The sequence below is a fragment of the Pseudomonas sp. GM74 genome, assembly GCF_000282455.1.
Lineage (GTDB): Bacteria > Pseudomonadota > Gammaproteobacteria > Pseudomonadales > Pseudomonadaceae > Aquipseudomonas.
Genome location: NZ_AKJG01000037.1, coordinates 1 through 22,457, shown reverse-complemented (window position 1 = coordinate 22,457; position 22,457 = coordinate 1). Strand labels below are relative to the sequence as shown.

Annotated in this window: 26 protein-coding genes and 1 tRNA gene; 19 read left to right on the top strand and 8 right to left on the bottom strand. The window is 58.5% G+C overall.

What is annotated here, in order from left to right:
- Positions 1-3: 3 nt before the first annotated feature.
- Entirely contained in the window at positions 4-273 is a 270-nt protein-coding gene (locus tag PMI34_RS22285) for a DUF1654 domain-containing protein (RefSeq protein ID WP_046041595.1), read from the bottom strand.
- Positions 274-453: 180 nt separating this feature from the next.
- Complete coding sequence (locus PMI34_RS22290) at positions 454-1,542, bottom strand: asparaginase (protein ID WP_008047250.1); 1,089 nt, start codon at positions 1,540-1,542, stop codon at positions 454-456.
- A gap of 354 nt (positions 1,543-1,896) precedes the next feature.
- Here PMI34_RS22290 and PMI34_RS22295 point away from each other — a divergent pair, with 354 nt between their 5' ends.
- From PMI34_RS22295 to PMI34_RS22330, 8 genes are all read left to right on the top strand, one after another.
- Entirely contained in the window at positions 1,897-2,358 is a 462-nt protein-coding gene (locus tag PMI34_RS22295) for a hypothetical protein (RefSeq protein ID WP_008047249.1), read from the top strand.
- A gap of 193 nt (positions 2,359-2,551) precedes the next feature.
- A complete protein-coding gene (locus PMI34_RS22300; RefSeq protein ID WP_008047248.1) occupies positions 2,552-3,508 on the top strand; it encodes a sugar ABC transporter substrate-binding protein in 957 nt (318 codons plus the stop codon).
- A 55-nt stretch (positions 3,509-3,563) separates the two neighbouring features.
- Positions 3,564-5,117: a sugar ABC transporter ATP-binding protein gene (locus tag PMI34_RS22305; RefSeq protein WP_008047247.1), complete on the top strand. Its 1,554-nt coding sequence runs from the start codon at positions 3,564-3,566 to the stop codon at positions 5,115-5,117.
- Entirely contained in the window at positions 5,114-6,091 is a 978-nt protein-coding gene (locus PMI34_RS22310) for an ABC transporter permease (RefSeq protein ID WP_008047246.1), read from the top strand. Before PMI34_RS22305 ends, PMI34_RS22310 begins: the two co-directional genes overlap by 4 nt.
- Positions 6,092-6,094: 3 nt before the next feature.
- Positions 6,095-7,114 (top strand): LacI family DNA-binding transcriptional regulator, encoded by a 1,020-nt coding sequence (locus PMI34_RS22315; protein ID WP_008047245.1) that lies wholly within the window; start codon positions 6,095-6,097, stop codon positions 7,112-7,114.
- A 91-nt stretch (positions 7,115-7,205) separates the two neighbouring features.
- Complete coding sequence (rbsK, locus tag PMI34_RS22320) at positions 7,206-8,123, top strand: ribokinase (protein WP_032829419.1); 918 nt, start codon at positions 7,206-7,208, stop codon at positions 8,121-8,123.
- Entirely contained in the window at positions 8,120-8,524 is a 405-nt protein-coding gene (gene rbsD, locus PMI34_RS22325) for a D-ribose pyranase (protein WP_008047243.1), read from the top strand. The genes rbsK and rbsD overlap by 4 nt, the downstream gene beginning before the upstream one ends.
- A gap of 103 nt (positions 8,525-8,627) precedes the next feature.
- Complete coding sequence (locus PMI34_RS22330) at positions 8,628-9,596, top strand: nucleoside hydrolase (protein ID WP_050562090.1); 969 nt, start codon at positions 8,628-8,630, stop codon at positions 9,594-9,596.
- Between the two features lie 21 nt (positions 9,597-9,617).
- Here the strand turns inward: PMI34_RS22330 and PMI34_RS22335 are convergent, their stop codons facing one another.
- Entirely contained in the window at positions 9,618-9,830 is a 213-nt protein-coding gene (locus PMI34_RS22335; RefSeq protein WP_008047241.1) for a hypothetical protein, read from the bottom strand.
- Positions 9,831-9,962: 132 nt separating this feature from the next.
- Here PMI34_RS22335 and PMI34_RS22340 point away from each other — a divergent pair, with 132 nt between their 5' ends.
- Both PMI34_RS22340 and PMI34_RS22345 read left to right on the top strand, forming a co-directional pair.
- On the top strand, positions 9,963-10,268 hold the full coding sequence (locus PMI34_RS22340) for a hypothetical protein (protein WP_007975706.1): 306 nt from the start codon (positions 9,963-9,965) through the stop codon (positions 10,266-10,268).
- Positions 10,269-10,434: 166 nt separating this feature from the next.
- Complete coding sequence (locus tag PMI34_RS22345; protein ID WP_008047240.1) at positions 10,435-10,755, top strand: I78 family peptidase inhibitor; 321 nt, start codon at positions 10,435-10,437, stop codon at positions 10,753-10,755.
- 70 nt (positions 10,756-10,825) lie between these two features.
- Here PMI34_RS22345 and PMI34_RS22350 read toward each other — a convergent pair whose 3' ends face one another.
- Both PMI34_RS22350 and PMI34_RS22355 read right to left on the bottom strand, forming a co-directional pair.
- Complete coding sequence (locus PMI34_RS22350) at positions 10,826-11,038, bottom strand: cold-shock protein (RefSeq protein WP_003179963.1); 213 nt, start codon at positions 11,036-11,038, stop codon at positions 10,826-10,828.
- A gap of 292 nt (positions 11,039-11,330) precedes the next feature.
- Complete coding sequence (locus PMI34_RS22355) at positions 11,331-11,630, bottom strand: hypothetical protein (RefSeq protein ID WP_008047239.1); 300 nt, start codon at positions 11,628-11,630, stop codon at positions 11,331-11,333.
- 383 nt (positions 11,631-12,013) lie between these two features.
- On the opposite strand from PMI34_RS22355, the gene thrS reads away from it, so the two are divergent.
- From thrS to PMI34_RS22395, 9 genes are all read left to right on the top strand, one after another.
- Positions 12,014-13,936, top strand: coding sequence for a threonine--tRNA ligase (thrS, locus tag PMI34_RS22360; RefSeq protein ID WP_008047238.1), 1,923 nt, complete (start codon positions 12,014-12,016; stop codon positions 13,934-13,936).
- Positions 13,936-14,487 (top strand): translation initiation factor IF-3, encoded by a 552-nt coding sequence (gene infC / locus PMI34_RS0127075; RefSeq protein WP_172435703.1) that lies wholly within the window; start codon positions 13,936-13,938, stop codon positions 14,485-14,487. Before thrS ends, infC begins: the two co-directional genes overlap by 1 nt.
- A gap of 60 nt (positions 14,488-14,547) precedes the next feature.
- Positions 14,548-14,742 (top strand): 50S ribosomal protein L35, encoded by a 195-nt coding sequence (rpmI, locus tag PMI34_RS22365; protein WP_002553160.1) that lies wholly within the window; start codon positions 14,548-14,550, stop codon positions 14,740-14,742.
- Positions 14,743-14,770: 28 nt separating this feature from the next.
- Complete coding sequence (gene rplT / locus PMI34_RS22370; protein ID WP_007905879.1) at positions 14,771-15,127, top strand: 50S ribosomal protein L20; 357 nt, start codon at positions 14,771-14,773, stop codon at positions 15,125-15,127.
- A gap of 109 nt (positions 15,128-15,236) precedes the next feature.
- A complete protein-coding gene (pheS, locus tag PMI34_RS22375) occupies positions 15,237-16,253 on the top strand; it encodes a phenylalanine--tRNA ligase subunit alpha (protein ID WP_007975711.1) in 1,017 nt (338 codons plus the stop codon).
- Between the two features lie 26 nt (positions 16,254-16,279).
- On the top strand, positions 16,280-18,658 hold the full coding sequence (gene pheT / locus PMI34_RS22380) for a phenylalanine--tRNA ligase subunit beta (RefSeq protein ID WP_008047237.1): 2,379 nt from the start codon (positions 16,280-16,282) through the stop codon (positions 18,656-18,658).
- Positions 18,659-18,661: 3 nt separating this feature from the next.
- On the top strand, positions 18,662-18,964 hold the full coding sequence (gene ihfA, locus PMI34_RS22385) for an integration host factor subunit alpha (protein ID WP_002553164.1): 303 nt from the start codon (positions 18,662-18,664) through the stop codon (positions 18,962-18,964).
- Positions 18,945-19,301 carry a MerR family transcriptional regulator gene (locus tag PMI34_RS22390; protein WP_003179985.1) on the top strand — a complete coding sequence of 119 codons (357 nt, stop codon included), beginning with the start codon at positions 18,945-18,947 and terminating at the stop codon, positions 19,299-19,301. The genes ihfA and PMI34_RS22390 overlap by 20 nt, the downstream gene beginning before the upstream one ends.
- An 89-nt stretch (positions 19,302-19,390) precedes the next feature.
- Positions 19,391-19,467: transfer RNA gene (locus tag PMI34_RS22395), tRNA-Pro, on the top strand.
- Positions 19,468-19,637: 170 nt separating this feature from the next.
- Here PMI34_RS22395 and PMI34_RS22400 read toward each other — a convergent pair.
- From PMI34_RS22400 to PMI34_RS22410, 3 genes are all read right to left on the bottom strand, one after another.
- The gene (locus PMI34_RS22400) at positions 19,638-20,552 is read right to left on the bottom strand and encodes a transporter substrate-binding domain-containing protein (RefSeq protein WP_008047236.1); all 915 of its coding nucleotides are present in this window, start codon (positions 20,550-20,552) and stop codon (positions 19,638-19,640) included.
- 166 nt (positions 20,553-20,718) lie between these two features.
- Complete coding sequence (locus tag PMI34_RS22405) at positions 20,719-21,534, bottom strand: HpcH/HpaI aldolase/citrate lyase family protein (protein ID WP_008047234.1); 816 nt, start codon at positions 21,532-21,534, stop codon at positions 20,719-20,721.
- Complete coding sequence (locus PMI34_RS22410) at positions 21,531-22,373, bottom strand: FAS1-like dehydratase domain-containing protein (protein WP_008047232.1); 843 nt, start codon at positions 22,371-22,373, stop codon at positions 21,531-21,533. Before PMI34_RS22410 ends, PMI34_RS22405 begins: the two co-directional genes overlap by 4 nt.
- Between the last annotated feature and the right edge of the window lie 84 nt (positions 22,374-22,457).

Here is a 22,457-nt window from a genome sequence, read left to right as displayed (position 1 = left end):
GACTCAATCTTCCTTCGGCACAACCCAGAAAATCTGCACGCCGCCATCGTCGCGATAGGCGAGGGTGACGTTGTCGTTCTCGTCGATTTCTTCCAGCAAGCGTTCCCATTCATCCACCGGCTCGTCAGGCAGGCGGAAGATCAGTGCTGCCCTGGCTTTTTGTGCGGTAGGGGAGTTGATGATTTTCTGAACGCGCAGGCCCATGCGTACATAGGTGTCAGGAGAGGCAGAGGTAGTGTCCACGGAATTATCCTTATTAAGCTGTACGTGCATACAGTATTTAACTGTGGGCAATTTCGCAACTGCTTAAAAATCAAGAAAATCCTCTGACAGCGGTTTGTTCTATTTGGTGTAAGGCGCAGGGAGTTTTTTTGTCAGATCGAGTGGCGCCAATCGCCAGGACTGGAGAATGGCGCACAGGGTGCCCGACCGGATCGGTCGGGCGAGGGCGAATCAGTATTCCCAGAACATCCGTTGCAGTTCTTTGCTGTCGTTGGTCTTGGTCAGCGCGACCATCGCCAGGATCCGGGCCTTCTGCGGGTTCAGGTCGTGGGCCACGACCCAGTCGTATTTATCGTCAGGCTGTTCGGCGTTGCGCAATACGAAGCCGCCGGCGTTGACATGGGAGGAGCGAATGATCTGCACGCCGTCCTTGCGCAGGGCTTGCAGGGCAGGGACCACTCGCGAGGATACCGAGCCATTGCCGGTGCCGGCGTGGATGATGGCTTTGGCGCCCGATTGAGCCAGGGCCTTGTAGGCGGTATCGCTGACGTTGCCATAGGAATAGGCGATCTCGACGTCAGGCAGGCTCTTGATGGTCTTGATGTCGAATTCGGAATCCATGGTGTGGCGCTTGGCTGGCAAGCGGAACCAGTAGGATTTGCCTTCTACCACCATGCCCAGCGGACCCCAGGCACTTTTAAACGCTTCGGTCTTGATGTTGATCATTTTGCTGACGTCGCGACCCGACTGGATTTCATCGTTCATGGTCACCAGCACGCCTTTGCCCCGTGCGTCTTTGCTGCTGGCCACGGCCACCGCGTTGTACAGGTTCAGCATGCCATCGGCGGACATCGCGGTGCCTGGGCGCATGGAGCCTACGACAATGATCGGCTTCTCGGTTTTTTCCACCAGGTTGAGGAAGTAGGCCGTTTCTTCCAGGGTGTCGGTGCCGTGGGTGATCACGATGCCATCGACGTCTTTGCTGTCGGCCAGCTCGGCTACGCGGCGACCCAGTTGCAGCAGGTTTTCGTTGGTGATGCTTTCGGAGGCGATTTGCATGACCTGTTCGCCGCGAACGTTAGCCAATTGGCTCAGTTCAGGAACGCCGGCGATCAACTGTTCAATGCCGACTTTCGCCGCTTGATAGGTTGCGCTGTTGGCGGCGCTGGCCCCCGCGCCGGCAATGGTGCCGCCGGTGGCCAGGATCACCACGTTGGCCAGTTTCTGTTGGGTTTCGGCTTCTTTGGCCTGAAGGGCGGTGGGCAGAAGAAGCAGCAGGGCCAAGGCGCCCGGAACAAAGGTCTTGAGTGCAGATGTCATTATTTTTCTCTTCTAGTTGTGAGACGGTGCAGATGCAGGTTCATCTAGATACGCCCCGGGCGAATCTGAATGCCGGGGGGTGCGAGGGGAAGAGCAGGATCTGTACCAGTAATACTCTGAATCGAAAAAACACGCCTAAGTTAATGATTTGTAACGGTATTGCTATTTATGTCCGGAACGGTTTCGGGGTCGGGGCGTCCGGAATGCCGAACACTTTTAACTTTCGCGTTCGGCTCTCCGAAACGGATCGCGGTCTTGTTTAAGATTTCAACGGGTCAAATCATCGATAGCGACTAAAGAAACGCCCGCGCCGGTCGATGCTCCTTCAAGGGATCTTTTTCTTCAGGAGTTCACATGTCGTTATCTGTTGGCATTCCCAATGCCGCTAACATCACCATCGGTGGCAAGTCGGCCACCACCCTTCGTGCCTTGAGCGACGCAACAGCCGATGCGGCTACTCAAGCGCCGGGAGCAAAGAAAAGCGACGGCAACCAGGTCAGGACGGGCCCGGTAGGTCTGGGTGAGAGCGCCGGCGCACAGGCCGAATCGCAAACCAGCGATAACACCAGCGTGGCGGTGAAGGTCTTGCTCAAGCGTCTGAAGGAGTTGCAGCAGCAATTGCGCGAGCAACAGCAGCAACTGGCGCAAGCCCAGGCGGCGTCCTATCCAACCCCGCAAGCCAAGACCACGGCAGTAGCAGCCATTCAGGGGCAGGTTGCCGACACCAGCGGGGCCATCCTGCAAGTGAGCGCGAGCCTGGTCAAGGAGCTGGCCAAGGGTTCCGGCACGGGATCGGTGGTCAACACCACGGCATGAGTTGAATGCCGCTTTTTTGCCGTACATCTGTGAAAGCGCATTTCAGGTCGTTGACAAATACCGGCAGGGTTCGCATAGTTTGGTTCACGCAAACGTTTGCGCGGCTCCAGTGATGGCTTTTCATCGCGGCGGGCCGTGAAGCTTGCGCCAGCGCAAGCGTTGCTCACAATAATCATAAGATCGGAGTGAACCCATGAAGCTGCCATTCGCTGGACGTCTTCTCGCTGTCGCTATGCTGGCTGCCGCATCCGCTGCACTGCCTGTCTCTTCGGCCTTTGCTGAAACCGCAGAAAAACCGAAAGTCGCACTGGTCATGAAATCCCTGGCCAACGAGTTCTTCCTGACCATGGAAGACGGCGCCAAGGCCTACCAGAAAGATCACTCCGGCGAATTCGACCTCATCTCCAACGGCATCAAGGATGAAACCGACACCACAGGCCAGACACGCATCGTCGAGCAGATGATCCTGGCCAAGGTCAATGCACTGGTGATTGCACCGGCTGACTCCAAGGCCATGGTCCCGGTGATCAAGAAAGCCATCGATGCCGGTATCACCGTGATCAACATCGACAACCAGTTGGACCCTGCCGTCGTCAAAAGCAAAAACATCAATGTTCCGTTCGTAGGCCCGGACAATCGCAAGGGCGCACGGCTGGTGGGGGATTACCTGGCCAAACAGCTGAAGGCCGGTGACGAAGTCGGCATCATCGAAGGTGTGTCCACCACCACCAATGCCCAGCAGCGGACCGCGGGTTTCAAGGATGCAATGGAGGCGGCGCAGATCAATGTCGTGTCCCTGCAATCCGGTGACTGGGAGATCGACAAGGGCAACAAGGTCGCCGCGTCGATTCTCAGCGAATACCCGCAAACCAAGGCCCTGTTGGCCGGCAACGACAGCATGGCGGTCGGTGCGGTATCTGCCGTGCGCGCCGCGGGCAAGGCCGGCAAGGTGCAAGTGGTCGGCTACGACAACATCAATGCCATCCAGCCAATGCTCAAGGATGGTCGCGTGCTGGCCACCGCGGACCAGTTTGCGGCCAGGCAGGCGGTGTTCGGCATCGAGACTGCATTGAAGATTCTCAAGGGCGAGAAGGTCGACGACGGCGCCAATGGCGTGATCGAAACGCCGGTAGAGTTGGTCACCAGGTAACCTTCCGGCGACGTAACGGCGCTCGTCCAGCCGGACGAGCGCATGGAGAGTTTTTATGTCAGTTTGCGCTCCGGACGCTGTCCTTTCGGTCAGCGGTATCGGCAAGACCTACGCCCAACCGGTCCTGGCCGGCATCGACCTGACGCTCATGCGCGGGGAAGTGCTGGCGTTGACCGGCGAGAACGGTGCAGGCAAAAGCACGCTTTCGAAGATTATTGGCGGACTGGTCACGCCGACCACCGGCCAGATGCAGTTTCAGGGGCAGGACTATCGTCCGGGCAGCCGGGCTCAGGCAGAGGCGCTGGGTATCCGCATGGTCATGCAGGAGCTCAATCTGCTGCCGACCCTGTCGGTGGCGGAAAACCTGTTTCTCGATAACCTGCCCGGCAAAGGTGGGTGGATCAGTCGCAAGCAGTTGCGCAAGGCCGCCATCGAGGCCATGGCTCATGTCGGGCTCGACGCCATTGACCCGGACACCCTGGTCGGCGAACTGGGCATCGGCCACCAGCAAATGGTGGAGATCGCCCGCAACCTGATTGGCCATTGTCATGTGTTGATTCTCGATGAGCCGACCGCGATGCTCACCGCTCGCGAAGTCGAAATGCTGTTCGAGCAGATCACCCGCCTGCAGGCGCGCGGGGTATCGATCATCTACATCTCCCATCGTCTCGAAGAGCTGGCGCGAGTCGCGCAGCGCATTGCCGTGTTGCGCGATGGCAACCTGGTCTGCGTCGAGCCGATGGCCAACTACAGCAGCGAGCAACTGGTCACCCTGATGGTCGGCCGCGAGCTCGGCGAACACATCGATATGGGGACGCGCAAGATCGGCGCTCCGGTGTTGACGGTCAAGGGCCTGACCCGTGCCGACAAGGTTCGCGACGTGTCGTTCGAAGTGCGTGCCGGAGAGATTTTCGGCATTTCCGGTTTGATCGGCGCGGGGCGCACCGAGTTGCTGCGTCTGATTTTCGGTGCCGATATCGCCGACAGCGGCACGATTGCCCTGGGGGCGCCGGCGCAGGTCATCAATGTGCGCTCGCCGGTGGATGCGGTCGGACATGGCATCGCGTTGATCACTGAAGATCGCAAGGGCGAAGGCCTTTTGTTGACGCAGTCGATTGGCGCCAATATCGCCTTGGGCAACATGCCCGGCATCTCCAGCGCGGGCTTTGTCGACAACGATGGCGAAAACGCCCTGGCCCAGCGTCAGATCGACGCCATGCGCATTCGCAGCTCCGGTCCGGCACAGTTGGTGTCCGAGTTGTCCGGCGGCAACCAGCAGAAAGTCGTCATCGGTCGTTGGCTGGAGCGCGATTGCTCAGTGCTGCTGTTCGACGAACCGACCCGCGGCATCGACGTCGGTGCCAAGTTCGATATCTACAACCTGCTCGGCGAATTGACCCGCCAGGGCAAGGCGCTGGTGGTGGTCTCCAGCGACTTGCGCGAGCTGATGCTGATCTGCGACCGGATCGGCGTGCTGTCGGCAGGAAGCCTGATCGATACATTCGATCGCGACAGCTGGACCCAGGATGAGTTGCTCGCCGCTGCTTTCGCCGGCTACCAAAAACGTGATGCGCCGCTCTTTGAAGCCGCGCTTGGGGATCTTCCATGAATACCGCTTCTTACGCCGGCAAACGCAGTGGCAACTTCTACGGCCTGGGCACCTATCTGGGTCTGGCGGGTGCCTTGATGGCGATGATCGTGCTGTTCTCGGTTCTGAGCAGTCACTTCCTGTCCTACGATACGTTCAGCACCCTGGCCAACCAGATTCCGGACCTGATGGTGCTGGCGGTCGGCATGACCTTTGTGTTGATTATCGGTGGTATCGACCTGTCGGTTGGCTCGGTGCTGGCGCTGGCGGCCTCGACCGTGAGCGTGGCGATTCTTGGCTGGGGCTGGGGCGTGCTGCCGGCGGCGCTGCTGGGCATGGCCGTCGCGGCGCTCGCCGGTACGGTCACCGGCTCGATCACGGTGGCATGGCGGATTCCGTCGTTCATCGTGTCCCTGGGCGTGCTGGAAATGGCGCGCGGGTTGGCGTACCAGATGACCGGTTCACGTACGGCCTACATCGGCGATGCGTTTGCCTGGTTGTCCAACCCGATCGCCTTCGGCATTTCGCCGTCGTTCATCATCGCGTTGTTGATCATTTTCGTCGCCCAGGCCGTGTTGACCCGCACGGTGTTCGGTCGTTATCTGATCGGCATCGGCACCAACGAAGAGGCCGTGCGGCTGGCGGGGATCAATCCGAAGCCATACAAAATCCTGGTCTTCAGCCTGATGGGGTTGCTGGCCGGCATTGCCGCGTTGTTCCAGATTTCTCGCCTGGAAGCTGCCGACCCGAATGCCGGCTCCGGTCTTGAGTTGCAGGTGATCGCAGCGGTCGTGATCGGCGGGACCAGCCTGATGGGCGGGCGCGGTTCGGTGATCAGCACGTTTTTTGGCGTCCTGATCATTTCCGTGCTCGCCGCGGGGCTGGCGCAGATCGGGGCAACCGAGCCGACCAAGCGCATCATTACCGGCGCGGTGATCGTGGTGGCGGTGGTGCTGGATACTTATCGCAGTCAACGCGCAAGCCGGCGGACCTGAGTCATGGCGACCATCAAAGATGTGGCAGCCCTTGCCGGCATTTCCTACACCACGGTTTCCCATGTGGTGAACAAGACCCGCCCGGTCAGTGAAGAAGTCCGGATCAAGGTCGAGGCGGCAATCCAGACCCTCGACTACGTCCCCAGCGCCGTGGCCCGCTCGCTCAAGGCCAAGACCACGGCGACCATCGGCCTGTTGGTCCCCAACAGCCTCAACCCGTATTTCGCCGAACTGGCCCGGGGGATCGAGGATTACTGCGAGCGAAACGGTTACTGCGTCATCCTGTGCAACTCCGACGACAATCCGGACAAGCAGCGCAGCTACCTGCGCGTGCTGCTGGAAAAGCGCATCGACGGCCTGATTGTCGCCTCGGCCGGTGGCGACAGTGGCTTGGTACAAGGCCTGAAAGGCGTTCGCACACCCATGGTGATCGTCGACCGCGGACTGGACGGTGTCGATGCGGACCTGGTGCGCATCGACCATGAATACGGCGCGTATCTGGCGACCCGGCATCTGCTGGAATTGGGGCACCGGGATATCGCCACCATCAGCGGGCCGAAAAACACCAGTGTGGCGCAGATGCGTCTGGCGGGTTATCGCCGGGCCTTGAAGGAGGCGGGCGTCGAAGTCTCTCCCGGGCGCATGCTGGAAAGCGATTTCACCAGCACCGGCGGTTATAGCGCTGCCGCGATTCTGCTGGAAAGCAATCCGCCCAGCGCCATTTTTGCCGCCAACGACATGATCGGCATCGGCGTGCTACGGGCCGCCGCCGAGCGCAATATTCGCGTACCGAGCGAGTTGTCGGTGATCGGCTTCGACGATATCCAGATGAGTCGCTATGTCTACCCTTCGCTGACCACGGTCGGGCAATCGATCCTGCAACTCGGCGAAATGGCCGCCGAAGTGCTTTTACGGCGAATCGCCACACCGGGACTGGTGACCGATCAGCGGATCGTGACGCCGAGCATCGTCGTGCGTGAGTCGACGGCGCCGCCGGCCGGCGTGTTTGCCCAGTGCCGTTGAAAACAGAGAGCCGTTGAAACAAAAAGCCGTTGAAAGCAGAAAGCCGCTGAATCAACAGCGCCGCCGAAACAGACTCGATGAGTAGCAATGTATGTCAGCAAAAGTAGTGGTAATAGGCAGTTTGAACATGGACCTGGTGACCCGGGCACCACGCTTGCCCAAGGGCGGCGAAACGCTGATCGGTCAGTCGTTTACCACCGTCTGCGGCGGCAAGGGCGCCAATCAGGCCGTGGCTGCGGCGCGCCTGGGAGCCCGGGTATCGATGATCGGCTGCGTGGGCAATGACGCTTATGGTGAGGCGTTGCGCGGGGCGTTGTTGGCCGAGCAGATCGATTGCCAGGCGGTCAGCACCATTGACGGTTCCAGTGGCGTGGCGCTGATTGTGGTCGACGACAGCAGTCAGAACACCATCGTGATCGTCCCCGGCGCCAACGGGGCGTTGACCGCTGAAGCCATTGACCGTTTTGATTCGGTGATACGCGCGGCGGAAGTGCTCATCTGTCAGCTGGAAGTGCCCGATGCTTCTGTTGGCCATGCGCTCAAGCGCGGTCGCGAGCTGGGCAAGACGGTCATCCTCAACCCGGCACCGGTCAGCCGCCCGCTGCCATCGGACTGGTACGCGTCCATCGATTATCTGATTCCCAACGAGAGCGAGGCGTCGGCCCTGAGCGGTCTGTCGGTGGACTCCCTGGACACCGCGCGAGCCGCGGCGACCCGCCTGATTGCACTGGGCGCCGGCAAGGTGATCATCACCCTCGGTGCGCAGGGTTCGCTGTTTGCCGATGGCCAGCGCTTCGAGCATTTTCCCGCGCCCGTGGTAAAGGCTGTCGATACCACGGCGGCCGGCGATACGTTCGTCGGCGGTTTCGCTGCGGCCTTGGCTGCGGGTAAGGATGAGGCGCAGGCGATCCGCTTCGGACAGGTGGCCGCGGCGCTGTCGGTCACCCGTGCCGGCGCGCAACCTTCGATACCCGCCTTGAGCGATGTTCAGGCGTTCAAAACCCCATGAAAAAGACACCCCTGCTCAACATTGCGCTGTCGCGACTGATCGCTTCATTGGGACATGGCGACTTGGTCGTCATCGGGGATGCGGGGTTGCCGGTTCCTCCAGGTGTTGAATTGATCGACCTGGCCTTGACCCATGGCATACCGGATTTTGTCAGCACCTTGAAGGTCGTGCTCAGTGAGATGCAGGTCGAAAGCCATGTGCTGGCTCAGGAAATCTTCGATAAAAAGCCGTCGGCCCTGGTCGCGCTGGAAGAGCTGAGCGACGAAGGCGCGTTGGGTCGGCGCGAGGTGCTCACCCATGAACAATTCAAGGTCCTGAGCCGACAAGCCAGAGCGATTGTTCGTACAGGCGAATGCCAGCCGTACTGCAACATTGTACTGGTCGCCGGCGTTACCTTTTGACGGGCTGTCCGCGTTTTGATGTTCCTGGCACAAGGCGTGCGCCCCGTATCGCTATGCTCAGAAACTGCACCCACTGTTCCGGAGTCTGCTGCTTTTGTCCCAGATGACCTCAACCAACGCCCAGGCAGCACCAAAGATCGACCTGATCATCGACACCGATCCAGGGGCTGACGATGTTGTTGCCCTGTTGTTCGCCCTGGCGTCGCCGGAAGAATTGAATGTCCGGGCATTGACCACCGTTGCCGGCAACGTTCGCCTGGACAAGACTTCGCGCAATGCGCGACTGGCCCGGGAGTGGGCGGGGCGCGAAGAGGTTCCGGTTTATGCGGGGGCGCCCAGGCCCCTGATGCGCACACCCGTCTACGCCGAGGACATTCATGGCAAGGAAGGGTTGTCGGGCATTGCCGTGCATGAGCCCAGGAAGGGTCTGGCCAAGGGCAGCGCCATCACCTATCTGATCGATACCCTGAAATCTGCCGAGCCCCACAGCATTACCATCGCCATGCTTGGCCCGCAGACCAACCTGGCCCTGGCGCTGATCCAGGAGCCGGGTATCGTTCAAGGCATCAAGGAAGTGGTGGTCATGGGCGGTGCGCACTTCAACGGCGGCAATATCACGCCGGTGGCCGAGTTCAACCTGTTCGCCGACCCGCAAGCGGCCGAAGTGGTGCTCAAGAGCGGCGTGAAGCTGACCTACCTGCCGCTGGATGTGACCCACAAAATCCTTACCAGCGAAGCGCGTCTGCAACAGATTGCCGCTCTGAATAACAACGCCAGCCGATTGGTGAGCGACATTCTCAATGAGTACATCAAGGGCGACATGGAACACTACGGCATTCCAGGCGGCCCGGTGCATGACGCCACGGTTGTCGCTTATCTGCTCAAGCCGCAATTGTTCAGCGGTCGTGCGGTCAACCTGGTGGTCGACAGTCGTGAAGGACCGACCTTTGGACAGACCATCGTCGACTGGTATGACGGCTTGAAAGCGCCGAAGAATGCCTTCTGGGTCGAAAGCGGCGATGCCCAGGACTTCTTCGATCTGCTGACCGAGCGCCTGGCTCGCCTGAAGTAAGCATCATCTCCCGTAGGTGTTTCACTCCCGCCCGCTAACCGCTTCGCTCTTTTGGTCCGATAGGTGTTTCTCGAAAATCTGCTCGATGAACGATTGGGCGGCCTCGGTTCCAAGGTCCCTGACCAGAAGGTCGATACCGATAATGGCAAGCTCTTCCGTGCTGCCTGGGCTGTAGGAGCTGTGGCCGTCTTGCCACTTGGCCTTGATGTCAGCGTCGATGCTTACGGTGGTCATGATGGCACTCGTGAGGTCGGGGAGGTCCGAGTGCCGAGTTAACCATTTTGCGGGGCTTTTGACACGTCGACTTAGGCATGAAAGGAGGGCTGTGCGACACTTGGTCTCTGACGAATATTCAAGGAACGCGCAGTGCAGATCGATTTGAACTCCCCGGATGGCCTGACCCTCGAGGCAGTGCGTCAGTTGCTGGCCGGCGCCAGTGACGATGAGCATACCCAGTTGCGGGTCACCAAAGGCGGCATTGCCTACATCTCCTCGGGCGTCGTGGGCGGTACCGATATCGACGGGCTGTTGTTCCGGCTCGAAACCTGGGCCAAGGGCTCCGGTTATGTCGGGCGAGTCGCTGCCAGCGATGAAGTCTGGGTCATGCAAATCTTCAATGCCTTGAAAGAGAACTGGCCCAATCCGCCTTACGACTACATCGACGTCTATTGAGCGTCGTTCATATTCAGTCACGATTCAATGATTAAGGGCAGGGCGGCGCTCAGGCAAAATCGCGGCTCGTCCGGATCATGGGCCGCGTGCCAGTGCTCCCTGTGAAACCAAACGTCAGTCTGGTTGTCGCACGATCTCAGCTCAATCATTGAAATAAGGAGGCTTCATGCCTTGGAAGCTCGCGTCATTGGGTACTTTGCTGGCCGTTGCCACGCTGGCCGGTTGCAGCACTCCCTCTACGGAGTCGGCAACAACGGATGTTGCGACGACTGACACGGGTCACAGTCGCTGTGAGGCAAAGGCTGCCGAGTTCACCATCGGCAAACAGGCATCGCCGCAACTGCTTGAGCAGGCGCGTACCCGCGCAGGGGCGCAAAGTGCACGGTTCCTGCTACCAACCGATATGGTGACGCTGGAGTACCGTTCCGATCGCCTGAACCTGAACACCGATGCCAGCCGGGTAGTGACCCGCGTCAACTGCGGCTGATTGCCCGGCTTTTGTTCCGGCCATAAAAAACCCCGTCACATGGACGGGGTTTTTTTAGTGCGCCTGGAAATTACTCTGGGCGAACTTGAGCAGCTTGCATACCCTTTTGGCCTTTCTCAGCCACGAAGGAAACAGTCTGGCCTTCTTTCAGGCTTTTGAAACCGTCGCTTTCGATAGCTTTGAAGTGTACGAACAGGTCGTCACCGCCACCTTGAGGAGTGATGAAGCCGAAGCCTTTTTCATCGTTGAACCATTTAACGGTGCCGGTTTGGCGATTAGACATGGTGTATCTCCAAGAAACATATATTTTCAGTAGTACTGTGCTGCTCAGGCCAACTGGGCACACCCGGGTATCATAGTCGAAATGTTCGCTTTGGGAGCCCCCCGGGCGAGCTGTTTGCTCTGCTATCGCACACTTTTCGTTGCGCGAAATGGCTGAAAGCCCCGGTTTAAGCGGCTTTGCGCCTGAAAATGGGCGATTAAAAAAAGCCATAAAAGCTGCATAAATTATGTGATTCAGCGGTTTTTGGGCTGTTTTTGGCCTTCGAAACCTTCAAAATCTCTACCTGGGCGCGTTATTTCTTGGCTTTGCACACCGAGATTTCGGTCAGTGCGCGCTGCGCCAATTCGTTTGATGGCGGTGTTTTCGGATCCATCAGTTGCGTGATCTCTTGCGTGGTGAATTTCTTCTCCAGGACGTCGGCGCCGCACGCGCAGTGCTTCTGTGCTGCGGACGGGTTGATGCTTTTGCTGGCCGCCGCCGAGCAATCTGTCATGTATTTGGCTTTCAGGCCCGCTGGCCAGGCGGCGTGGGCGCTCAGTGGCAGCAGCAGGGCAAGCGGGGCGGCAATGGCAAAAAGACGGGTAAGGCGCATGACAGGAACTCCTTGGGGTCGATATCTGTGGCGATTCTCAGTCAGTTTGAGGCAGCTCGTATATCTCAAGTTCACTTTGCGCCTGAAAAGTGAGGAAATCTTCACGGCCTGAATGCGTGCAAGTCGACAACCGTTCATCTGTGCTAGCATGCCTCGCTCGGGCGTTTGCAGGCTCCGACGGACCTTCAGTCCCGGTGGCGGCAGATGCACGATTAACCCTGATTTGAATCCCAGTCACTCTGGTTCGGTTTTCCGGTTGGCCGCAAGGCTCCTGCCGCTGTAAGGCAGGCGTTCGTCATTGAATGGCCTGGACCGGATCTTGTACTGGCTCATCCCAACCCACGTGACCTTTGGTAGGGGTCACCACTAGGAGAGGAGGCGCCATGCCAACTATTACTCTTCCCGACGGCAGTCAACGTTCATTCGATCACCCGGTTTCCGTAGCCGAGGTCGCCGCATCCATCGGTGCAGGCCTGGCCAAGGCCACCGTTGCGGGCAAGGTCGATGGCAAGCTGGTCGACGCCAGCGACATCATCGACAGCGACGCGTCGCTGCAAATCATCACGCCAAAGGATGAAGAGGGGCTGGAGATCATTCGCCACTCTTGCGCCCACCTGGTTGGCCACGCGGTCAAGCAGTTGTACCCGACCGCCAGGATGGTCATCGGTCCGGTCATCGACGAAGGTTTCTATTACGACATCGCCTTCGAGCGTCCTTTCACTCCGGACGACCTGGCGGCCATCGAGCAGCGCATGCAGCAGCTGATCGAGAAAGATTACGACGTGATCAAGAAAGTCACTCCGCGCGCCGAAGTGATCGAAGTGTTCAAGGCCCGTGGCGAAGACTACAAGTTGCGCCTGGTCGAAGACATGCCGAACGAGCAGGCCATGGGCCTGTACTACCATGAAGAATACGTCGACATGTGCCGCGGTCCGCACGTGCCGAACACCCGCTTCCTGAAATCCTTCAAGCTGACCAAGCTGTCCGGCGCCTACTGGCGCGGCGATGCCAAGAACGAGCAATTGCAGCGCGTCTACGGCACCGCATGGGCGGACAAGAAGCAACTGGCGGCTTACATCCAGCGCATTGAAGAAGCCGAAAAGCGCGACCACCGCAAGATCGGCAAGCGCCTGGGCCTGTTCCACACCCAGGAAGAGTCGCCGGGCATGGTGTTCTGGCACCCGAACGGCTGGACTTTGTACCAGGTGCTCGAGCAGTACATGCGCAAGGTTCAGCGCGACAACGGCTACCTGGAAATCAAGACGCCGCAAGTCGTTGACCGCAGCCTGTGGGAGAAATCCGGGCACTGGGCCAACTACGCCGACAACATGTTCACCACCCAGTCGGAAAACCGCGACTACGCGATCAAGCCAATGAACTGCCCTTGCCACGTGCAGGTGTTCAACCAGGGCCTGAAAAGCTACCGCGAGTTGCCGATGCGCCTGGCCGAGTTCGGTGCGTGCCACCGTAACGAGCCATCGGGTGCCCTGCACGGCATCATGCGTGTGCGCGCGTTCACTCAGGACGACGCACACATCTTCTGCACCGAAGAGCAGATGCAGGCCGAGTCCGCCGCGTTCATCAAGCTGACCATGGACGTCTACGCCGATTTCGGCTTTAAAGATGTCGAGATGAAGCTGTCCACTCGTCCGGAAAAACGCGTTGGTTCCGACGAGCTTTGGGATCGCGCCGAAGCTGCACTGGCCGCAGCCCTTGATAGCGCGGGCCTGCCGTACGATCTGCAGCCGGGCGAGGGTGCGTTCTACGGTCCGAAGATCGAGTTCTCGCTGAAAGATTGCCTCGGTCGCGTCTGGCAATGTGGTACCCTGCAGCTCGATTTTAACTTGCCTGTGCGTCTGGGAGCCGAATACGTCTCCGAAGACAACAGCCGCAAGCACCCGGTCATGTTGCACCGGGCGATCCTGGGGTCCTTCGAACGTTTCGTCGGAATACTGATCGAGCACTACGAGGGTGCGTTCCCCGCGTGGCTGGCTCCGACCCAGGCAGTGGTGATGAATATCACTGATAAACAGGCTGATTTTGCCGCCGAAGTGGAAAAAACTCTCAACGAAAGCGGGTTTCGTGCCAAGTCTGACTTGAGAAATGAAAAGATCGGCTTTAAAATCCGCGAGCATACTTTGCTCAAGGTTCCTTATCTCTTGGTTATCGGAGATCGGGAAGTCGAGATGCAGACTGTCGCTGTGCGTACTCGTGAAGGTGCTGACCTGGGCTCGATGCCCGTCGCCCAGTTCGCTGAGTTCCTCGCCCAAGCGGTTTCCCGGCGTGGTCGCCAAGATTCGGAGTAATTATTATTAAGCGTGAAATGAGACAAGATAAACGAACTGCACCGAAAGCCCCGATCAACGAGAATATCTCGGCACGCGAGGTTCGGTTAATTGGGGCTGAAGGTGAACAGCTCGGGATTGTGTCAATCGAAGACGCGCTTCTTAAGGCTGAAGAGGCCAAGCTGGATCTGGTGGAGATTTCCGCCGATGCAGTACCACCTGTTTGCAAACTGATGGACTACGGCAAATCGATCTTCGAAAAGAAGAAGCAGATTGCTGCGGCCAAGAAAAACCAGAAGCAGATTCAGGTTAAAGAAATCAAGTTTCGTCCAGGGACGGAGGAAGGGGATTACCAGGTAAAACTGCGCAACCTGGTACGTTTCCTGAGTGACGGGGACAGGGCCAAGGTATCCTTGCGATTCCGCGGCCGTGAGATGGCCCACCAGGAGCTGGGGATGGAACTCCTCAAGCGAGTTGAAGGTGACTTGCTCGAGTACGGTTCGGTCGAACAGCATCCTAAGATGGAAGGACGCCAGCTGATCATGGTCATCGCCCCGAAAAAGAAGAAGTAATCAACAGGGCACGGCAGGCCTTCTGATTATGTTTATCAACTGAATGCGGAGTATCCGAACATGCCAAAAATGAAGACCAAAAGTGGTGCTGCTAAGCGGTTTCTGAAAACTGCTAACGGTATCAAGCACAAGCACGCTTTCAAGAGCCACATCCTGACCAAAATGTCGACCAAGCGTAAGCGTCAACTGCGCGGTAGCAGCTTGCTGCATCCGTCTGACGTGGCAAAAGTCGAGCGCATGCTGCGCCTTCGTTAATTTTAGTCAAGAATAGAGGAAGTAACTCATGGCTCGTGTAAAGCGTGGCGTCATTGCCCGTAAGCGTCACAAAAAAATTCTGAAACTTGCTAAAGGCTACTACGGCGCACGCTCCCGCGTATTCCGTGTTGCCAAGCAAGCGGTAATCAAGGCAGGCCAATACGCCTACCGTGACCGTCGTCAGAAAAAACGTCAGTTCCGCGCTCTGTGGATCGCCCGTATCAACGCTGGTGCTCGTATCAACGGTCTGTCCTACAGCCGTTTCATCGCCGGCCTGAAAAAAGCGTCCATCGAGATCGACCGTAAGGTTCTGGCTGATCTGGCAGTGAACGAAAAAGCGGCGTTTGCTGCGATTGTCGAGAAAGCTAAAGCCACCTTGGCTTAAGTACCCCCGACAGTCACCCGGCCTCGCATCTGTGGGGTCAGGTGTTAAACGTCATAAATAGGGGAAGAGCCTTCAAGCTCTTCCCCTATTTTGTATCTGGAGTCTGTACATGGAAAACCTGGATGCGCTCGTCTCTCAAGCTCTAGAGGCTGTGCAAAGCGCTGAAGATATCAATGCCCTGGAGCAAATCCGGGTTCACTACCTTGGCAAGAAGGGTGAATTGACTCAGGTGATGAAGACCCTGGGGAATTTGCCGGCAGAAGAGCGCCCGCAGGTCGGTGCGCTGATCAACGTTGCCAAGGAGCGTGTCACAGAGGTCCTTAATGCGCGCAAGGCATTGTTTGAAGAAGCCGATCTGGCTGCCAAACTCTCCGCCGAGTCCATTGACGTGACCCTGCCTGGCCGTGGTCAGACCTCCGGTGGTCTGCATCCGGTTACCCGCACTCTGGAACGCGTCGAACAGTTCTTCACCCGTATTGGCTACGGCATCGCCGAAGGCCCTGAGGTCGAAGACGACTATCACAACTTCGAAGCGCTCAACATCCCAGGCCACCACCCGGCCCGGTCGATGCATGACACCTTCTATTTCAATGCGAACATGCTGTTGCGCACCCATACCTCGCCGGTACAGGTCCGCACCATGGAGTCGAAACAGCCGCCGATCCGCATCGTCTGCCCAGGCCGTGTATACCGCAGCGACTCCGATATCACCCACTCGCCGATGTTCCACCAGGTCGAAGGCCTGCTGATCGATCGCGACATCAATTTCGCCGACCTCAAAGGCACCATCGAAGAGTTCCTGCGGGTGTTCTTCGAAAAGGAACTGGCGGTGCGTTTCCGTCCTTCTTACTTCCCGTTCACCGAGCCATCCGCTGAAGTCGACATGGAATGCGTGATGTGCAGCGGTAAAGGCTGCCGCGTCTGCAAGCAGACCGGCTGGCTGGAAGTGATGGGCTGCGGCATGGTTCACCCGAACGTGCTGCGCATGTCCGGGATCGACCCGGAAGAGTTCTCGGGCTTTGCCTTCGGCATGGGCGTAGAGCGTCTGGCCATGCTGCGTTACGGCGTGAACGACTTGCGTCTGTTCTTCGACAACGACTTGCGGTTCCTCGCGCAATTTCGCTAGTCGTAACGAATTCTTAGGAGAGCAGGATGAAATTCAGTGAACAATGGCTGCGTGGCTGGGTTAGCCCGCAGGTAAGTCGCGACGAGCTGGTTGCTCGTCTGTCGATGGCCGGTCTTGAGGTCGATAGCGTTACGCCGGCCGCCGGTGTTTTCAGTGGCGTGGTCGTTGGCGAGGTGCTGAGCACCGAGCAGCACCCGGATGCCGACAAACTGCGCGTGTGCCAGGTCAGCAACGGTTCGGAAACCTTCCAGGTGGTTTGCGGTGCGCCAAACGTGCGCCCGGGCCTGAAGATTCCTTTCGCCATGATCGGCGCCGAGCTGCCAGGCGACTTCAAGATTAAAAAGGCCAAGCTGCGTGGCGTTGAATCCAACGGCATGCTGTGCTCGCAATCCGAGCTGCAGGTCGGTGAAGGTAATGACGGCTTGATGGAGCTGCCGGCCGATGCGCCGGTAGGTCAGGATTTCCGCGTTTATCTGGACCTGGAAGACGCCAGCATCGAGGTCGATCTGACCCCGAACCGTGGCGACTGCCTGTCCCTGGCCGGCCTGGCTCGTGAAGTGGGTGCTTTGTACGCCGCTCCAGTGGTCCGTCCGGTGGTGGCTTCGGTTCCTGCCGCCCACGACGAAGTGCGTTCGGTAGACGTGTTGGCGCCGGCCGCGTGCCCGCGTTATCTGGGTCGTGTGATCCGTAACGTCGACCTGTCCAGGCCTACGCCGCTGTGGATGGTTGAGCGTCTGCGTCGTGCAGATGTGCGCAGCATCGATGCTGCCGTCGACATCACCAACTACGTGATGCTGGAGCTGGGTCAGCCACTGCACGCCTTCGATCTCGCCGAAATCAACGGCGGCATCCGTGTGCGCATGGCCGAAGACGGCGAGAAGCTGGTGCTGCTCGACGGTCAGGAAGTCAGCCTGCGTAGCGATACGCTGGTGATTGCCGACCACTCCCGCGCACTGGCCATCGCCGGCGTCATGGGTGGCGAGCACAGCGGTGTGTCCGCGACCACGCGTGATGTGTTCCTGGAAAGCGCTTTCTTCGACCAGATCGCCGTAGCAGGCAAGGCCCGTTCCTATGGCCTGCACACCGATGCATCCCATCGCTATGAGCGTGGCGTGGACTGGCAACTTGCCCGCGAGGCCATGGAGCGCGCGACTGGCCTGCTGCTGGACATCACCGGTGGTGAAGCGGGTCCGATCATCGAGACCGTCAGCGAACAGCACCTGCCGAAAATTGCTCCGGTCACCCTGCGTGCCCAGCGCATTACCCAGATGCTGGGTATGGAAATGGATTCGGCTGAAGTGGAGCGCCTGCTCAATGCCCTGGGCCTGGCCATTACTGCCGACGGGGCAGGGCAGTGGCGTGTAGAAGTGCCAAGCCATCGCTTCGATATCAGCCTGGAAGTCGACCTGATCGAAGAACTGGCACGGCTGTACGGCTACAACCGTCTGCCGGTTCGTTATCCGCAAGCGCGTCTGGCGCCGCAAGCCAAGGCGGAAGCCCGTAGCGACCTGCCTGAACTGCGCCGCCTGCTGGTTGCCCGTGGGTATCAGGAAGCTATTACCTACAGCTTCATCGATCCGAAACAGTTCGAACTGTTTAATCCGGGTGTAGAGCCGTTGCTGCTGGCCAATCCGATTTCCAATGACATGGCCGCCATGCGCTCGTCACTGTGGCCGGGTCTGGTCAAGGCGCTTCAACACAACCTGAACCGTCAGCAGGATCGCGTGCGTCTGTTCGAAAGCGGCCTGCGTTTCGTTGGTCAGCTTGAAGGATTGAAGCAAGAGCCGATGTTGGCGGGTGTTGTTTGCGGCAGTCGCCTGCCGGAAGGCTGGGCGCAGGGTCGCGATACCGTCGACTTCTTCGACGTCAAGGCTGACGTGGAAGCGGTGCTGGGCTTCGCCGGTGCCCTGGATGCATTCACTTTCCTGCCGGGCAAGCACCCAGCGCTGCACCCGGGTCAAACCGCGCGCATCGAGCGTGACGGTCGTCTGGTCGGCTTCATTGGCGCGATCCACCCCGAATTGTCGAAAACCCTCGGTCTCGACCGTCCGGTCTTCGTCTTCGAGTTGGTTCTGGCGGAAGTGGCGTCGGGCAAAATGCCTGAATTCCACGAGTTATCGCGCTTTCCTGAGGTGCGTCGTGACCTTGCACTGATTGCGCATAAAGATGTTGCAGCCACGGCTGTACTGGACGTAATCCGTGAAAATGCAGGCGAATGGCTGACAGACCTCAGGCTATTTGACGTGTATCAGGGTAAAGGCATTGATCCTGATAGAAAAAGCCTCGCAGTCGGCTTGACCTGGCAGCATCCATCGCGCACTCTTAATGACGATGAGGTGAATACCGCAACGCAAAACATCCTCACCTCGCTCGAACAAAGGTTGAACGCCACGTTAAGGAAGTGACGTATGGGGGCTCTGACGAAAGCTGAGATGGCGGAACGTCTGTATGAAGAGCTGGGCCTGAATAAACGGGAGGCCAAGGAATTGGTCGAACTGTTTTTTGAAGAAATCAGGCACGCTCTTGAAGACAACGAACAAGTCAAATTGTCCGGTTTCGGCAATTTCGACCTTCGGGACAAACGCCAGCGGCCTGGCCGCAATCCGAAAACGGGGGAAGAAATCCCGATCACGGCTCGCCGTGTGGTCACCTTTCGTCCAGGGCAGAAGTTGAAGGCCCGAGTTGAGGCTTATGCTGGAACCAAGTCATAACGACGAGCTCCCCGTCATCCCGGGCAAACGCTACTTCACCATTGGTGAAGTCAGCGAGCTGTGTGCGGTAAAACCACACGTGCTGCGCTACTGGGAGCAGGAGTTTCCTCAACTCAACCCTGTCAAACGCCGCGGAAACCGCCGGTATTATCAGCGCCAGGACGTGCTGATGATCCGGCAGATCCGCGCGCTTCTTTACGATCAGGGGTTCACCATCGGCGGGGCGCGTCTGCGCTTGTCCGGTGATGAGGCCAAAGACGACACCACCCAATACAAGCAAATGATCCGCCAGATGATCGCCGAGCTCGAAGATGTTCTGGTGGTACTCAAGAAATAAATTCTCGCTTTTAAATACTTCCAGTTTTCAAAAGCTTGCGATATATTCTTGAGCGTTCCTCGAGGTGAGGAACAGGTTTCACGCCTAGTCGGGGCGTAGCGCAGTCCGGTAGCGCACTAGCATGGGGTGCTAGGGGTCGAGTGTTCGAATCACTCCGTCCCGACCATATAATTCAAGGGGTTGCGAGATTTTATCTCGCGACCCCTTTTTGTTTTTAGGCGTTTTTACCCCTACAAAAACTCTGGCTCTTGGTGGAATCTTCAGCTGATACCAAGGTCATGGCGCGAGAAGACTGCCTCGCTGTGTCCTGGTCGCTCGAGCAGAAGGGGACGACCGTTAAAGCGCCTTTTCCGGCACCGGTTGGTCGTTGGGGTGGGCGATGATTGTTTTGAGCTCTGCGCTCATGGGGAATTTGAGATTCAAGCCTTTGGGAGGGATGGGCTGAGTAAACCATTTATCGTAGATGGCGTTGATTTCGCCCGAGACGAAAAGTGACTTGATCGAGTCATCTACGACTTTTTTGAGATCCGGATCACCCCGACGCATTGTGCAACCATAGATTTCGTTGGATTGCGGGGTGCCGGTCACCACCCAATCTTCCGGTTTCTTTGCCTTGGCCATCTCGCCCGCCAGCAACGCGTCGTCCTGCATGAACGCAATGGCGCGACCGGACTCGAGCATTTGGTAAGACTCACCAATGTCTTTGGCAGAGATGACGTTCATGTTCATCTTTTTCTCGGCATTCATGACCTTGAGCATCCGCTCGGCAGTGCTGCCAGCAGTAGTCACTACGTTTTTGCCGCCGAGGTCCTGGAAGTCTTTGTAAACCGAGTCCCTTCTGACCAACAAGCGGGTGCTGGCTTCAAAGATACCGATCGAGAAGTCGACCTGGCGGGCCCTCTCGGCGGTATTGGTTGTGGAGCCACATTCCAGGTCCACAGTGCCGTTTTGCACCAGCGGGATACGCGTCTGAGAAGTCACCAGGTTGTATCGCACCTTCAACCCGGGCATACCGAGTTCTTGCTTGATAGCCTCGACAATCTTCAATTGAATGTCATGGGAGTAGCCCACCGGCTGACCGGATCCGTCGGCAATATAAGAGAAGGGAATGGACGAGTCTCGGTGACCCAGGGTGATGGTTCCCGAGGTCCTGATTTTCTTGAGCGTGCCGGTGAGCTCGGCAGCCATAAGGGGAGTACTGCTTAAGGCCGCAGTCAGAGTAACGCCCAGGATTGTAGGGAAGGCACGCATCAAAAGCTCCTCATAAGGGTCAGGCGAGTCTTTTTCGGACTCGCCCATCTTTGGCTCGGCGAAAGGTCTCGCGGAGCTTGGTGATTTGCCGGTTGTCAGGGACGGTCCAGGCAGACGGTCCGTGCGTTACAGAATTCGCGCACGACGCAAGAGTGCTGCCGTCGAGTCAGGTCGCGCGCGCCAGGATGGCCTGTGCACGGCCTATGACAGGCGCATCGACCATTTGCCCATCGAGCACGAATACACCTTCACCCGAACTGGCGGCGTCCATGATGCGTTGCGCCCAGTGCAGTTCCTCCAGACCGGGTTTTAGCGCTTGATGGATAATCGCCACTTGGCTCGGATGGATACATAACGCGCCACCAAACCCCATGTCGCGGGCAAACTGAACGGTGCTGTGCAGGCCGACGGTGTCCTGTATGGAAGGAAACACGCCATCCAGCGCCGGAGCGAGGCCGGCCACCCGAGTCGCGAGCAGTACTGCGTATCGAGCGTGGCTCAGGATCTCTTCGGCGGCATGGCTGCCGGTGGTCAAGTTCAGGTCCAGGCCCAGATCAAGGCTTCCGAACGACAAGCGTTCAACACCCTGGGCCTGGGCAATCGCTTGGAGTTCGGCCAGGCCCTTGGCGCTTTCGATGATGGGCCAGATCGGCTTTTGGGTATTGGCAGCCGTGAGGACGTGCTCCGCGCTTTCTGCTTTGGGCAGCAAAACTCCGATCACGGCGGCGTGTCGTCGACAAAGCTCCAGATCTGCCACGTGGGCCCAGTGATCCGGGGCATTCACTCGCACCAGAATCGGGGCGTCCGGGTTGTCACTCAAGAAGCGCTGCAGGTTATCCCTGGCCTGTTCCTTGAGGTTTTCCTGTACGGCATCTTCCAGATCGACGATGACCCGGTCCGCGCCGGTAGCGATGGCTTTGGGTATGCGCTCCGGACGAGTGGCCGGGACAAACAGGGCGGAGCGAACAATGGATGTATTCATGCTGTTTCTCCGGCGCTGAACTCGACTTCGCCGATCTGCGCTGTACCGTCCTGATTACCTGCCCAGAGCTGTGCCTTGCCACTGTCGATCAGACGCCCGCCGACCTCGAAAGGGTGAGGCGAAATCAAAGGCCGGACGCCACGGAAGGTGAAACGCTTCAAGCGCACGTTCGGGTGCGCTTTGGTAAAGGCACGCAGATTCAGCGTGGCGATCAAAGGACCATGCACCACCAATCCCGGGTAACCCTCGGTCTCTGTAACGTATGGCCAGTCATAGTGAATCCGGTGGCCGTTGAAGGTGACGGCGGAGTAGCGAAACAGCAGGGTCGCCGAGGGCTCGACCGTTGCCCGCCATTGACCTTCAGGAAGTGCTTCGGTGCCGCTCAGTTTGGGTGGAGTGGGTGCCCGATAGACGATGTCTTGCTCATCTTGAAGCGCGCGCTGGCCGTTCTGGAAATACTCATGGCGCACCGTGACGAACAACAGGGAACCCGTGCGGCCGTGCTTCTCTTCGACCTTGAGAATGGTGGATACACAGGTCACGTCAGCCTCCACCTTCAACGGCTGGTAAAACTCCAGTCGACTACCCGCCCACATGCGATTGCGGTTGTGGGCGGGGGGCAGGAAGCCCCCGAGCGCCGGATGACCGTCCGGGCCCAGTTCGTCGGCGGTCACCGGTTCCTGAAAAAACGCCCAGTGCCACAAGGGCGGAAGCGGTTCGCCAGGCTGCGGTGCCACTTCGCTCAACGTCGCGGCAATGCGTTTCACCAGGTTGAAACTGATCCGGTCCTGGCTTTCCTGACGACGTCCAATCCAGGCTGAAAAATCGGTACTGCTCATGTTTATCGCTCCTGTTGGTCGGTGATCAGGCCAGGGCGGCCATTTCTGGAATCGCTTCAAACAGGTCCGCCACCAGGCCGTAAT